The sequence below is a fragment of the Kitasatospora sp. NPDC091257 genome (assembly GCF_044757675.1).
GTDB lineage: Bacteria > Actinomycetota > Actinomycetes > Streptomycetales > Streptomycetaceae > Kitasatospora > Kitasatospora lactacystinica.
This window is the reverse complement of sequence record NZ_JBIVVI010000065.1, coordinates 1-15123: the sequence shown is the minus strand read 5'-3', so window position 1 is coordinate 15123 and position 15123 is coordinate 1. Positions and strand designations below refer to the sequence as shown.

The window sequence follows — 15123 nt, the reverse complement described above, 5'->3', positions numbered from 1 at the left end:
CTATCCGGGGCCCGGGCAGGTGATTAGGGGCCGGGCCCGGGAGCCGGTCGCGACGTCCGGGGCCGCGCGGGTCGGATCCGGGTGTCAACCGTTCGATCGCGGGAAGTTCCACCGGATGGATATCACCAGGTCGATCCGGGCGCGGCGGTGCGGGCCGGACACTGGTGGGACCTCGGAGAACGGAGACCAAGACCGTGCCAGCGATCGTCGTTTCGAACCTGCGGATGCAGTACGGCCAGAAGGTCGTCGTGGACGACATCTCGTTCGAGGTGCAGGAGGGGGAGATCTTCGGCATCCTCGGCCCCAACGGCGCCGGGAAGACCACGACGGTCGAGTGCATCGCCGGGCTGCGCAAGCCCGGCGGCGGGAGCATCTCGGTGCACGGCCTGGACCCCCAGCGCGACGCCGCCAAGCTGCACCGCATCCTGGGCATGCAGCTCCAGAAGAGCGAGATGCCGGACAAGCTGCGGGTCGCCGAGGCGATGGAGCTGTACGCCTCCTTCTACGACGACCACGCCGACTGGCGGGAGCTGCTCGCCGAGCTGAACCTGCTGGACAAGATGAACAGTCCGTTCGCCAGCCTCTCCGGCGGCCAGAAGCAGCGGCTGTCCATCGCGCTGGCGCTGGTCGGCAACCCGAAGGTGGCCGTGCTGGACGAGCTGACCACCGGTCTGGACCCGGCGGCCCGGCGGGACACCTGGGAGCTGATCGAGCAGGTCCGCGCCCGGGGCATCACCGTCGTCCTGGTCACCCACTTCATGGAGGAGGCCGAGCGGCTCTGCGACCGGCTGGCCCTGATCGACGGCGGCCGGATCGTCGCGCTGGACACCCCCGCCGGCCTGGTGGCCGGGGTGGGCGCCGAGCAGAAGGTGCGCTTCCGCCCGACCTCCCCGCTCGACGACCACATCCTGACCTCGCTCCCCGAGGTGACCTCGGTCCAGCGGCACGGCTCCCAGGTGGAGGTCACCGGCACGGGCAACCTGGTGTACGCCGTCACCTCGGCGCTCGCCCGCAACCAGATCGTCGCGGCCGACCTGCGCGCGGAGCTGGCCAGTCTGGAGGACGCGTTCCTCGCCCTGACCGGCCGCCGGTTCGACCACCCCTCCCACTGATCCCCGGCCCGTAGCCGACCCCCGACCCCTAGAAGGAGGCCCCCCGTGCGGGCGATGAACCGGCTCACGGCCGTGGAGTTCAAGCTCTTCCTGCGAGACCCCGCCGCGTACTTCTGGACGCTGCTCTTCCCGGTCGCCCTGGTGGTGATCATCGGCAGCATCCCGTCCTCCCGCGAGTTCAAGGCCGAGCTCGGCCAGCGCGCCATCGACTCCTACACGCCCGTCACCGTGGTGCTGGCCTTCGCGATGACCGGCCTGTTCATCACCCCGGGCTACCTGGTGGGCTACCGGGAGAAGGGCATCCTGCGCCGGCTGTCGACCACGCCGGTGGGCCCGGCCCGGGTGCTGATCGCCCAGTTGGTGGTCCAGATCACCGTGGCGATCGCCACCACCCTCCTGGTGCTCGCGACCGCGCGCCTGCTGTGGGACGTCAAGCTGCCGAGCAACCCGCTCGGCTTCGCGCTGACCTTCCTGCTCTCGGCCACCGCGGTGCTGTCCATCGGGCTGTTCGTCGCCTCGGTGCTCAAGACCACCAAGGCCGCCACCGGCGCGGGCAGCATGCTGTTCTTCCCGCTGATGTTCTTCGCGGGCCTGTACGTGCCCCGCGACCAGATGCCCGCCGCGGTCAACCGGATCGGTGACTTCACCCCGCTCGGCGCCTCCGTCCAGGCCTTCGGCGACGTGGCCAAGGGTCACCTGCCGGGCACCACGGCCCTGTTGGTCCTCGTCGGCTACACGGTGGTCTTCGGTGTCGCGGCCGCACGGCTCTTCCGCTGGGAGTAGGCCCGGGCCGGAGGTCCGCTCCGGGAGTAGGCCTAGGGTGGAGGTCCGCGGTCACGGGCGGTCGCGGCGGGGCGGGAGCCGGGGAAGCAGCGGGGGCCGAGGAGCAGCACCATGAAGAGCGCCGAACCGATCGACCTGCGTCGCTTCCTCACCCCGCTGCCCGTCGTGCTGCTGGGCGTGGCCACCGTGCTGTGCGTCGTGCAGCCGGAGGAGGGGGCGGCCACCGCCCGCGTCACGGTCTTCCCGCTGGTCGTGGTGACCGCCGCGTGGACGCTGGCGATGTACACCCTGCGGTCGCCGCAGTGGACGGGCCGCACCGGCCCGATGCTGACCTACGTGGCGGGCCAGCTGGTGCTGGCCGCACTGCTGATGACCCAGCACCCGATCTTCTTCGTGTTCGCCGTGATCGGGTTCGTCCAGGCCTACGACCTGCTCCCGCCGCAGTGGGCCTTCGTCAGCGTCGGCGCCACCTCGCTGATCATCAACCTGATCCCCGGCGGGGTGCCGGACAGCTCCCGGCGGATCGCCATCGCCGCCGCCTCGGTCTGCCTCCAGACCTGCCTGATCGGCCTGTTCGGCAACCTGTCGCACCGCTTCAACGAGCGCAGCGAGGAACGCTGCCGGCTGGTCACGGAGTTGAAGACGGTGATCGGCGAGAACAACGGCCTGCACGCCCAACTGCTGATCCAGGCCCGGGAGGCGGGCATCCAGGACGAACGCGAGCGGATGGCCCGGGAGATCCACGACACCATCGCCCAGGGACTGGCCGGCATCATCACCCAGCTCCAGGCCGCCGACCGGGCCCGACCGCAGCCCGAGCAGCGCGAGTGGCACCTCGAACAGGCCCGGGGGCTGGCCCGGGAGAGCCTCACCGCGGCCCGGCGCTCGGTGGCCGCGCTGCGGCCGGCGGAGCTGGAGGAGGCGCACCTGCCGAACGCGATCCGGGAGCTGGCCCAGCGCTGGTCGGCGCGTGCGGGCGTGCCGGCCTCGGTGGAGACCACCGGTGATCCCGTCCCGCTGCTGACGGAGATCGAGGTCGCCCTGTTCCGTGCCGCCCAGGAGACCCTGGCGAACACCGCGAAGCACGCCGCTGCCAGTAAGGTCAGACTGACCATTTCCTACCTGGAGGACACGGTCATGCTGGACGTTCACGACGACGGGGTCGGCTTCACCGTGACCGACCTCGACGGGCCGCCGCCCGCCGACGGCGACAGCGGGTACGGACTGGACGGCCTGCGCCGACGGCTCGACCGGGTGCTCGGGACACTGACCGTGGAGAGCACCCCGGGCTCGGGCACCGCGGTGAACGCGAGCGTGCCCGCGATCCGCCGGGGCGGCGGCGCATGAGCGAACAGCCCGCCCCCGTACGGCTGCTGATCGTCGACGACCACCCGATCGTCCGGGACGGCCTGCGCGGCGCGTTCGCCAACAGCCCGGAGTTCGAGGTCGTCGGCGAGGCCGGCAACGGCGCCGAGGCGCTCGACCGGGTCGCCGAACTGAAGCCCGACCTGGTGCTGATGGACCTGCGCATGCCGGTGATGGACGGCGTCACCGCGATCCACCGGCTCGGCGAGAGCGCGCCCGAGGTGCGGGTGCTGGTGCTGACCACCTTCGACACCGACAACGACGTGCTGCCCGCGATCGAGGCCGGCGCCACCGGCTACCTGCTGAAGGACGCGCCCACCGAGGAGCTGCTGCGCGCGGCCCGGGTCGCGGCCCGGGGCGACGCGATGCTCTCCCCCGCCATCACCAAACGGCTGATGGACCGGGTGCGCCGGCCCAGCCTCGGCGTGCTGAGCGCCCGTGAGCTGGAGGTGATGCGGCTGGTCGCCCACGGCTCCTCCAACAAGGAGGTCGCCGGCAAGCTGTTCATCACCGAGGCCAGCGTCAAGACGCACCTGCTGCGGATCTACGACAAGCTCGGGGTCCGCGACCGGGCGGGCGCGGTCGGCGAGGCGTTCCGGCGCGGTCTGGTGACCTGACCCGGAACGCCCCGCCGGCCCGCCGTCAGCTCCCCAGCTCGTCGTCGATCAGGGCGAAGATGTCCTCGGCCGTCGCGGACTCCAGGTCGCTGTCGTCGTGCTCCGGCTGCGGCCCGTCGGCGTCCCGCAGCCGGTCGAGCAGCTGCTCCAGCCTGGCGCGGGCCCCGGCCCGTTCCGCCCCGGCCAGCGCGACCAGATCGGCCTCCATTCCGGCCAGCCGGCCGAGCAGGTCCTCCACCGGGTCGGCCTGCGGCAGCAGGCTCTCCCGCAGGTGGCGGGCGAGCGCGGCCGGGGTCGGGTGGTCGAAGACCAGGGTGGGGGGCAGCCGCAGGCCGGTGGCGGTGTTCAGCCGGTTGCGCAGCTCGACCGAGGTCAGCGAGTCGAACCCGAGGTCCTTGAACGGCCGGTCGGCCGCGACGGCGTCCGTCGAGCCGTGTCCGAGGACCACCGCGGCGTTCCCGGTGACCAGGTCCAGCAGGGCCGCGTCGCGCTGGGCGTCTGCCATCACCGCCAGCCGCTCGGCCAGCGCCGGGCCGTCCGGGCGCCGGTTGTCGGCGGCCCGGCGGACCGGTTGGCCCACCAGCGCCCGCAGCAGCGCGGGCACCGGGTGGGCGGCGGCGCGCAGCACGCCCAGGTCGATGTCGACCGGCACCAGGTGGGAGCGGCCCGCGGTGCGCGCCCGGTCGAACAGGGCGAGCGCCCGGGCGGTGGACAGCGGCGCGCTGAGGCTGCCGGCCCGGGCCTGGTCGACCTTCCCGAGGTGGCCGGTGAGCCCGCTGGCCTGCTCCCACAGGCCCCAGGCCAGCGACTGGCCGGCCTGGCCGGAGGCCGTCCGCCGGGCGGCCAGGGCGTCCAGGAAGGCGTTCGCGGCCGCGTAGTTGGCCTGCCCGCCGGAGCCGAAGGTGCCCGACACCGAGGAGTACAGCACGAACATCGACAGGTCGAGGTGCGCCGTCAGCTCGTGCAGGTTGAGCGCCGCGTCCACCTTCGGGCGCAGCACCCGGGAGAGGCGCTCCGGCGTCAGGGTGCCGAACACCCCGTCGTCCAGCACGCCGGCGGCGTGCACCACGCCCGTCAGCGGACGGGCGAGGCCGTCCAGTACCTGGGCCAGGGCGGTGCGGTCGGCCGCGTCGCAGGCGACGACCTCCGCCCGGGCGCCCGACTCGCCCAGCTCGGCGAGGAGTTCCCGCACGTCCGGGCCGTCCGCGCCCCGGCGGCTCAGCAGGGTCAGGTGGCGCACGCCGTGCGTGGCCGCCAGGTGCCGGGCCAGCAGCCCGCCCAGTGTCCCGGTGCCACCGGTGATCAGCACCGTGCCCTCGGGGTCCGGCTCCACCGGCAGCGTCAGCACGTTCTTGCCGACGTGCCGGGCCTGGCTGACGTGCCGGAAGGCGCCGACCGCGTCCCGGACGTCCCAGGCGGTGATCGGCAGCATCCGCAGCGCACCGGCCTCGAACAGCTCGATCACCTCGTGCAGGATGCCGCCCATCCGGGCCGGTCCGGCGTCGCCGAGGTCGAAGGCCCGGTACCGGAGGCCGGCCGGCTGCCGGACGTCGGTCTTGCCCATCTCCAGGAAGCGCCCGCCCTCGGCCAGCAGCCGCAGCGAGGCGTCGGTGAACTCCCCGGCCAGCGAGTTCAGCACCAGGTCGACCCCGCGCCCGCCGGTCGCGGAGCGGAACCGCTCCTCGAAGGCGAGGTCGCGGGAGGAGGCGATGTGCGCCTCGTCCAGCCCCAGCTCCCGCAGCGTGCGCCACTTGCCCGGACTGGCGGTGCCGAACACCTCCAGGCCGAAGTGGCGGGCGAGTTGGACGGCCGCCATGCCGACGCCGCCGGCCGCGGCGTGCACCAGCACCGATTCGCCCCGCTGCGCGTCGGCCAGGTCGCGCAGCCCGTAGTAGGCGGTGGCGAACACCAGCGGTACGGAGGCGGCCTGGGCGAAGGACCAGCCCTGCGGGACGCGGGCCAGCAGCCGCCGGTCGGTGACGGCCCGGACGGCCGCGCCACCGGCGAAGAAGCCGAAGACCCGCTCGCCCGGGGCGAGGTCGGTCACTCCGGCGCCGACCTCCAGCACGACGCCGGCGGCCTCGGAGCCCATCGCGACCGTCCGGTCCGGGTACATGCCCAGACCGATCAGCACGTCCCGGAAGTTGACGCCCGCCGAGCGCACCGCGACCCGGACCTCGTCCGCGCCCAGCGGCGCGTCGGCGTCCGGCGCGGGCACCAGCGCCACGTCCTCCAGTCCGGCGCCCCGCCCCGCGAGGCCGAGCCGCCAGGCGCCCGCGGGCTCCGGCGGGGTCAGCCGGGCGACGGTGGCCTCCCGGACCAGTCGCGGCACCCTGATGTCGCCGCCGCGGACCGCGAGTTGGGGCTCCTCGCCGCCCACCAGCGCGGGCCAGCCGGCCCACGGGTCGGCCGCGCCGCCCTGCGGTTCGACGTCCACCAGCACGATCCGGTCCGGGTTCTCGGTCTGCGCGGAGCGGACCAGTCCCCACACGGCGGCGCCGGCCGGGTCGGCCTCGCCACCGGTGCCGGACCCGGCCGGGGTCGCCCCGCGGGTGAGCACCACCAGCCGGGAGTCGGCGAACCGCTCCTCGGCCAGCCAGGCCCGTACCTCGCCGAGCACCCGGGCGGTCGCCCCGTGCACGGCCTCGGCCCCGAGCGCACCGTCAACACCGGCGGCACCGGCGGAGACGGCCAGGACGGTCACCGACGGTACGGCCGCGCCCTGTTCCAGGGCGGCGACCAGGGCCGCCAGGTCGGTGTGGCGGCGGGCCGGCCCGCCCTCGGGGGCCGCCTCGCCGACCGCGGCCCACCCGGTCAGGTCCGGCTCGGCCGCACCGGCCGCCGGGGGCACCGGCCGCCAGTCCACCGCGAACAGCGCGTCCGGTCCGGCGTCGGCCGTGGCGCCGAGCGCCTCCGGGGACACCTCGCGCATCACCAGCGAACGCACGGTGGCCACCGGGCTTCCGGTGCCGTCGGCCAGCCGCAGCGCGACGCCCTCGGCGGTCCGGGTGATCCGCGCCCGCAGCACCGAGGCGCCCACCGCGTCCACCCGCACGCCGGTCCAGGCGAACGGCAGGGCGGTGCCCTCGACCTCGCTCCCGCCGGCGAAGCCGACGGCGTGCAGCGCCGCGTCCAGCAGCGCCGGGTGCAGGGCGAAGCCGGCGGCCTCGTCCGCCGCCTCCTCGGGCAGCGCGACCTCGGCGTAGACCGCGTCCTCGGCCCGCCAGGCGGCGCGCAGGCCGCGGAAGGCCGGTCCGTAGCCGTAGCCGCTGTCGGCCAGGGTGTCGTAGAAGCCGTCCAGCGGCACCGGCTCGGCGGCCGGCGGCGGCCAGGCCGCCAGTTCGAAGGGCTCGGCCGGTGCGGCCTCGGTCAGCAGGCCGGTGGCGTGGCAGGTCCAGGGCGTCCGGTCACCGGTGTCGGGCCGGGCGTGGATCTCCAGCCGGCAGTCGCCGCCGTCGCCGGGCGCGGTCACCCGGACCTGGACCTGGGCCTCGCCCCGTTCGGGGAGGGCGAGCGGGGACCGCACCACCAGTTCGTCCAGCACCGTACGGCCGACCTGCTCGCCGGCCCGCAGCGCGAGTTCGACCAGCGCGGTGCCGGGCACCACGGTCCGGCCCAGCACCACGTGGTCGGCCAGCCACGGGTGGCTCGCCGTGGACAGCCGTCCGGTCAGCACCGCGCCGCCGTCCCCGGCCAGAGCCAGGACGGCGCCCAGCAGCGGGTGCCCGGCGGGCAGTTGCCCGAGCGCCGCGACGTCGCCGGCCCCGGCGACCGGCCGGGGCCAGTAGCGCTCGCGCTGGAAGGCGTAGGTGGGCAGTTCCGCGTGCGGACCGGCCGGCAGCGCCGCCGCCCAGTCGACCTGGGCACCGGCCGTCCAGAGCCGGCCGAGGCCGTGCCAGAGCGTGTCCACCTGGTCCCGCCCGGCCCGCTGGAGCGGGGCGAGCACGGCGTCGGGGAGGGTCTGCTGGGCCAGCCCGCAGAGCACGCCGTCGGGGCCCAGCTCCAGGAGGCGGGTCACGCCGTGCTCGCCGAGGCGGGTGACGCCGTCGGCGAAGCGGACCGCCTCGCGGACCTGGCGCAGCCAGTAGTCGGGGGTGGTGAGCAGCCCGGGTTCGGCGAGCGTCCCGCTGACGTTGGACAGCAGCGGAATGCGCGGCTCGGCGAAGGTCAACTCCGCCAGGGCGGACGAGAATTCGGCGAGCATCGGCTCCATCAGCGCCGAGTGGAAGGCGTGCGAGACGGTCAGCCGGCGGATTCGCCGGCCCTCGGCCTTCCACCGCCCGGCCAGCTCCTCCACCGCCTCGACCGGCCCGGAGACCACCACCGAGGTCGGCCCGTTGACGGCCGCCACGTCCAGCCGCTCGCCGATCGCCTCGCGAACCTCGGCCTCGGTGGCCTCGACCGCCAGCATCGCCCCGCCGCTCGGCAGCGCGTCCATCAGCCGGCCGCGCGCCGCCACCAGCGCACAGGCGTCCGCCAGCGGGAACACCCCGGCGACGTGAGCGGCCGCCACCTCGCCGATCGAATGCCCGAGCAGGAAGTCGGGGACCACACCCCAGGATTCGAGCAGCCGGAACGACGCCACCTCGACCGCGAACAGCCCGGCCTGCGCCCACACCGTCCGGTCCAGGTCCTCGACGCCCTCGAACACCACGCCCTTCACCGGCCGGTCCAGCAGCAGGTCCAGCTCCGCGCAGACCGCGTCGAAGGCCGCCGCGAAGGCGGGGAACGCCTCGTACAACTCCCGGCCCATGCCGACCCGCTGCGCACCCTGGCCCGTGAACAGGAACGCCGTCCGCCCCTCGGCGACCGTACCGGTGACCACGCCCGCGCCGGGCTCCCCGGCGGCCAGCGCCGCCAGCTCCCGGTCCTGCTCGGCCCGGTCCGCGCCGGTCACCACCGCGCGGTGCGCCAGCGCCGTCCGCCCGGACAGGGCCCGGGCCACCTCGGCCGGTCCGTCCTCCGGGCGGTCCGTCAGGTGCTCGCCCAGCCGGGCGGCCTGGGCCCGCAGCGCCGCCGGGGTCTGCCCGGACAGCGGCCACGGCAGCGGACCGTGCGGCCGACGCCCGGCGGGCTCGGCCGGGGCGGGCTCGCCCTGTTCGATGATGACGTGGGCGTTGGTACCGCTCATGCCGAACGAGGAGACGGCGGTGCGGCGCGGCCGTTCGGCCCGCGGCCACGGCCGGGCCTCGGTCAGCAGTTCGACCGCCCCGGTGGACCAGTCGACGTGCGGGGTGGGCTCGTCCACGTGCAGGGTCGCCGGCAGCGTGCCGTACCGCATCGCCATGACCATCTTGATGATCCCGGCGATGCCGGCGGCGGCCTGGGTGTGGCCGATGTTGGACTTGATCGAGCCCAGCCAGAGCGGCTCCCCGTCCCGGCCCTGCCCGTAGGTGGCCAGCAGGGCCTTCGCCTCGATCGGGTCCCCGAGGCGGGTTCCGGTGCCGTGCGCCTCCACGGCGTCGACCTCGGCGGCCGACAGCCCGGCGTTGGCCAGCGCCTGCCGGATCACCCGCTCCTGCGACGGGCCGTTCGGGGCCGTCAGACCGTTCGACGCACCGTCCTGGTTGACCGCGCTGCCGCGCACGATGCCGAGCACCCGGTGGCCGTTGCGCCGGGCGTCGGACAGCCGCTCCAGCAGCAGGATCCCGACGCCCTCGCCCCAGCCGGTGCCGTCGGCCGCGGCGGCGAAGGCCTTGCACCGGCCGTCGGCGGCCAGGCCCAGCTGGCGGCTGAACTCCACGAAGGCCGACGGGGTCGCCATCACCGTGGCGCCGCCCGCGAGGGCCATGGTGCACTCGCCGCGGCGCAGCGCCTCGGCCGCCGAGTGCAGGGCGACCAGGGAGGAGGAGCAGGCGGTGTCCACCGTCATGGCCGGGCCCTCCAGCCCGAACACGTACGAGATCCGGCCGGAGAGCACGGCGGCCGCGGTGCCGGTGCCCCGGTGCCCCTCGCTGTCGGAGGGGCCGGAGAGCAGCGCCGCGTAGTCCTGGCCGTTGGTGCCGATGAACACGCCGGTGCGGCTGCCGCGCAGCGAGCGCGCGTCCACCCCGGCCCGTTCGAACGCCTCCCAGACGGTCTCCAGCAGCAGCCGCTGCTGGGGGTCCATGGCCAGCGCCTCGCGCGGCGAGATGGCGAACAGCGCCGGGTCGAAGTCGGCGACGCCGGACAGGAATCCGCCGGCCCAGGTGGCGTCCGCGCCCGCCTCGCCGGAGGGCACGCCGAGCGGCGGCCAGCCGCGGTCGCCGGGCAGCCCGGAGACCGCGTCCACCCGGTCGGCGACCAGCCGCCAGAGCTGTTCGGGGTTCTCGACCCCGCCGGGGTAGCGGCAGCTCATCGCGACGATCGCGATCGGCTCCTCCAGCGCGGTGGCCTCGGCCCGCACGGCCTCGGCCGCCACCGCGGTGCCGAGCAGCTCGCCACGCAGCTGGGCGGCCAGTTCGCGCGGCGTGGGGTGGTCGAAGACCAGGGTGGCGGAGAGCCGCAGCCCGGTCTCGGCGGCCAGGGCGTTGCGCAGTTCGAGCGCGGTGAGCGAGTCGAAGCCGAGGCCCTTGAACGGGACCTCCGGCGGGACGTCGCCCGCCTCGCGGTGGCCGAGCACGGCCGCCGCCAGCCGCCGGACCAGGTCGAGCAGGGTCCGTTCCTGCTCGGCGGGCGGCAGCGCGGCGAGCTTCCCGGCCAGCGGGGAGACGCCCTCGGCCGGCTCGGCGGCCGGGGCTTCCAGGGCCCGGAGCACCTCGGGCAGGTCCTCGATCAGCGGACGGCGGCGGCTGGCCGTGAACGCGGGGGCGAAGCGCTCCCAGCGGACGTCCGCCACCGCCACGCAGGCCTCGCCCCCAGCGACGGCCCGGTCGAGCGCCCCCACGGCGAGGGCCGGGTCCAGCAGGGCGAGCCCGCGGCGGCGCAGGAAGTCCTCCGACTCCCCCTGCACGGCCATGCCGGCCTCCGCCCACGGGCCCCAGGCGACGGCCAGCGCGGCCCGGCCGGCCGCCCGGCGCTGTTCGACCAGCGCCTCCAGGTAGGCGTTGGCGGCACCGTAGACGGCCTGGGCGCCGGAGCCCCAGGTGGCCGAGATCGAGGAGAAGACGACGAACAGCTCCAGGTCCAGCCCGGCGGTCAGCTCGTCCAGGTGCGCCGCGCCGTCGGCCTTCCCGCCGAGCACGGCGGTGATCTCCTCGGCGGCGGTGTCCATCAGCAAGGTCGCCTGGCCGACGCCGGCCGCGTGCACCACGCCGGTCAGCGGGAGCTCGGCCGGGATCGCGTCGAGCACCGCCGCCAGCGCCGCCCGGTCGGCGGCGTCGCAGGCGGCGACCGTCACCCGGGCACCCAGCCCGGTCAGCTCGGCCACCAGCGCGTCCACGCCCTCGGCCGCCGAACCGCGCCGACTGGTCAGCACGAGATGGGGAACGCCCCGACCGGCCAGCCAGCGCGCCACCTCCGCGCCCAGCGCCCCGGTGCCGCCGGTCACCAGCACCGTTCCCGAGGGGGTCCACGGCTCGGCCGGGACGTCCTCGGCGGCCGCCCGGACCAGTCGGCGGGAGTAGACCCCGGCGGAGCGCACGGCGACCTGGTCCAGGCCCTGGTCGCCGGTGAGCACCGAGGCCAGCCGGGCCGCGACCCGGCCGTCCACGGCGGCGGGGACGTCGACCAGCCCGCCCCAGCGGTCCGGGTGCTCCAGCGCGGCGACCCGCCCGGCACCCCACACCTGGGCCTGGAGCGGATCGCGCAGCGGGTCGGAGCCGCCCACCGACACCGCGCCGCTGGTGACGGTCCAGAGCGGCGCGCCGATCGCGGCGTCGCCGATCGCCTGGAGCAGGACCACCGAGGCGGTCAGCCCGTCCGGGCCGAGCGCGGTCAGCGACAGCACGCCCGCGTACTCGGCGGGCAGTTCCGCGAGCCGTCCGGCCAGCGCCGCCCGGCCCTCGGCCACCGGGTCGCAGCGGAACTCGACCAGCTCGGCCCCAGCGGCCCGCAGCGCCGCGGGCAGCCCGCCGGCCGGCCCGGCCGCTTCGCCCGCCCCGTCGGCCCCGGCAGCACCGTCGGCCCCGTCCGGCAGCACGACCAGCCACGTTCCGGTGAGCGCGCCCGCGCCGAGCCCGTCCGTGACCGGCTTCCAGGTGACGCGGTAGCGCCAGGAGTTGACGACGGCGTCGGCCCGACGACGGCGGCGCCAGGAGGACAGCACGGGCAGCAGCGGCTCCAGCTCGCCCGCCGACTCGACGGCGAGGGTGCTCGCCAGCTCTCCCAGGTCCGCTCGCTCGACCGCGTCCCAGAACCGGGCGTCCAGGGCGTCCACGGCGCCGTTGGCGGGCGCGGGGACGGGGCCCGGCTCGGGCCAGTACCGCTCGCGCTGGAAGGCGTACGTCGGCAGGTCGACCCGCCGGCCGCCGCCCAGCACGGCCCGCCAGTCCAGCGCCACGCCGGCCGTCCACAGCGCGCCGACGGTCTCCGCGACCGCCTCCGCGCCGGTCCGGTCCCGCCGCTGCATCGGAACGAACACCCCGTCGGTGACGGTCAGTTGGGCCATGCCGCAGAGCACGCCGTCCGGCCCCAGCTCGATGAACCTGCGGACGCCGTGCTCGCGCAGGCAGGCCACGCCGTCGGCGAACCGGACGGTCTCCCGGACATGGCGCACCCAGTAGTCCGGCGTGCCCAGGGTGTCGGCGTCCGCGAGGGCGCCGGTCAGGTTGGAGACGATCGCGATCCGCGGCGCCTCGAAGGTGATCGTCTCCAGCACCGCGCGGAAGTCCGCGAGCATCGGCTCCATCAGCGCCGAGTGGAAGGCGTGCGAGACCGCCAGCCGCGCGGTCCGGCGCCCCTCGGCCCGCCAGCGGGCGGCGAGTTCGTCGATCACGGCCGCGTCGCCGGAGACCACCAGGTCGGCGGGTCCGTTGACCGCGGCGACGTCGGCCCGGCCGGCCAGGACCTCGCGGACCTCCGCCTCCTCGGCCCGCACCGCGAGCATCGCGCCGCCGCTGGGCAGTGCCTGCATCAGCCGGGCCCGGGCCGCGACCAGCCGGCAGGCGTCCGCCAGCGAGAACACCCCGGCGCAGTGCGCCGCCGCGACCTCGCCGATCGAGTGGCCGAGCAGCAGGTTCGGCACCACGCCCCAGGATTCGAGCAGCCGGAAGGTGGCGACCTCGACCGCGAACAGAGCGGTCTGGGCGTAGCCGGTCAGGTTCAGGTCCACGCCGTCGGCCGCCACCTCGCGGACCGGCCGGTCCAGCGCCGGGTCCAGTTCGGCGCAGACCGCGTCGAAGGCGTCCGCGAACACCGGGAAGCGCGCGTACAGCTCCTCGGCCATACCCGCCCGCTGGGCCCCCTGGCCGGTGAACAGGAAGGCGGTGCCGCCGGGGACCGCGGTGGCGGCCGTCGTGCCGTCGAAGTCGGCCAGCCGGCCGAGGAGTTCCGTCCGGTCGTCGCCGACCAGCACCGCGCGGTGCTCCAGCGCGGCACGGGTGGTGGCGAGCGCGTGGCCGGTGTCGCGCGGGTCGGCGTCCGAGTCGGCGAGGAAGGTGCGCAGCCGCTGCGCCTGGGCCCGCAGGCCGTCCCGGGTGTGGGCGGAGAGCGGCAGCAGCGCGAGCGCGGGGGTCGGGGCCCGCTCGGCCTCGACGGCCGGGGGCTGCTCGATAATGACGTGGGCGTTGGTGCCGCTGATGCCGAAGGAGGAGACGGCGGCCCGGCGCGGCCGGTCCAGCTCGGGCCAGGACCGGGCCTCGGTGAGCAGTTCCACCGCGCCGCGCGACCAGTCCACCTGCGGGCTGGGCTCGTCCACGTGCAGGGTGGCGGGCATGATCCCGTGGCGCAGTGCCTGCACCATCTTGATCACGCCGGCCGCGCCCGCGGCGGCCTGGGTGTGGCCGATGTTGGACTTGATCGAGCCGAGCAGCAGCGGGCCGTCCTCCGGCCGTTCCTGGCCGTACGTGGCCAGCAGCGCCTGGACCTCGATCGGGTCGCCCAGCACCGTGCCGGTGCCGTGGCCCTCGACCAGGTCGACGTCCCGGGTGGACAGGCCCGCGTTGACCAGCGCCTGCCGGATCACCCGCTGCTGCGCGGGGCCGTTGGGCGCGGTGAGGCCGTTGGAGGCGCCGTCCTGGTTGACCGCGCTGCCCCGGATCACCGCGTGCACGCGGTGGCCCTCGCGCCGGGCGGTGGAGAGCCGCTCGACCAGCAGGAGGCCGACGCCCTCGCCCCAGCCCGTTCCGTCGGCGGCGCCCGCGTAGGAGCGGCAGCGTCCGGTCGAGGAGAGCCCGCCCTGGCGGTCGAACTCGCCGAAGGCCGCCGGGGAGACCATCACCGTGACGCCGCCGGCCAGGGCCTGCTCGCACTCGCCGCGCTGCACGGCCTGGACGGCCAGGTGCAGGGCGACCAGCGAGGAGGAGCAGGCGGTGTCGACGGTGACGGCGGGCCCTTCGAGGCCGAAGGTGTACGCGACCCGGCCGGAGATGACGCTGTTGGCGGTGCCGGACAGCAGGTGCCCCTCGGCGCCCGCCAGCCCGAGGCCGCCCGTGCCGTAGCCGGAGTTGGACGCTCCGGCGAACACGCCGATCTGCGCGCCCTGGACGGAGCGCGGGTCCAGCCCCGCCGATTCGAGGACCTCCCAGGCGGCCTCCAGCAGCAGCCGCTGCTGGGGGTCCATGGCCAGCGCCTCGCGCGGGGAGATGCCGAACAGCGCCGCGTCGAAGCCGGTCGCCCCGGCGACGAAGCCGCCCTGCCGGGCGTACGAGCCCTCGTCGTCGGCGAGGTCCCAGCCGCGGTCGGCGGGGAAGCCGGTGACGCCGTCCTCGCCCTCGGACACCAGCCGCCACAGGTCGTCGGGGGACTCCACCCCGCCGGGGTAGCGGCAGCTCATGCCGACGATCACGACCGGGTCGTCGTCGGCGGCATCCGCGGCGGCGACGGCGGCCGCGGCACGGATGGGCGCCGCCGGCGCGTCCGGCTCGTCGAACAGCTCGCCGAGCAGGTACGCGGCCAGGGCGGTCGGCGTCGGGTGGTCGAAGACCAGGGTGGCGGGCAGCCGGAGGCCGGTCTCCGCGTTCAGCAGGTTGCGCAGTTCGACGGCGGTCAGCGAGTCGAAGCCGAGGTCGCGGAAGACCTGCTCGGGGTCGACCGCCTCGGCGGTGCGGTGGCCCAGCACGGCGGCCGCGCGCTCCCGGACCAGGTCCACCAGCACCTGGTGGCGCTGACCTGCGGGCCCGGCGGTGAGCCGCTGCCGCAGCGCGGTGCCCAGCTCGAAGTCGGAGCCC

Annotated in this window: 5 protein-coding genes; 4 read left to right on the top strand and 1 reads right to left on the bottom strand. The window is 75.7% G+C overall.

The genetic code is table 11. The features are described from left to right. The first annotated feature begins 194 nt into the window (after window positions 1-194). The 4 genes from ACIQOV_RS05140 (at window position 195) to ACIQOV_RS05125 (ending at window position 3877) form a co-directional block, all read left to right on the top strand. The gene (locus tag ACIQOV_RS05140) at window positions 195-1112 is read left to right on the top strand and encodes an ABC transporter ATP-binding protein (protein ID WP_387689964.1); all 918 of its coding nucleotides are present in this window, start codon (window positions 195-197) and stop codon (window positions 1110-1112) included. A 54-nt stretch (window positions 1113-1166) separates the two neighbouring features. Then, entirely contained in the window at window positions 1167-1895 is a 729-nt protein-coding gene (locus tag ACIQOV_RS05135) for an ABC transporter permease (RefSeq protein WP_401045044.1), read from the top strand. Window positions 1896-2006: 111 nt separating this feature from the next. Beyond that, on the top strand, window positions 2007-3242 hold the full coding sequence (locus ACIQOV_RS05130; protein ID WP_401045041.1) for a sensor histidine kinase: 1236 nt from the start codon (window positions 2007-2009) through the stop codon (window positions 3240-3242). Then, entirely contained in the window at window positions 3239-3877 is a 639-nt protein-coding gene (locus tag ACIQOV_RS05125; protein WP_401045039.1) for a response regulator, read from the top strand. The genes ACIQOV_RS05130 and ACIQOV_RS05125 overlap by 4 nt, the downstream gene beginning before the upstream one ends. A gap of 25 nt (window positions 3878-3902) precedes the next feature. On the opposite strand, the gene ACIQOV_RS05120 is transcribed toward ACIQOV_RS05125, so the two are convergent. Further along, window positions 3903-15050: a type I polyketide synthase gene (locus tag ACIQOV_RS05120; RefSeq protein ID WP_401045037.1), complete on the bottom strand. Its 11148-nt coding sequence runs from the start codon at window positions 15048-15050 to the stop codon at window positions 3903-3905. Between the last annotated feature and the right edge of the window lie 73 nt (window positions 15051-15123).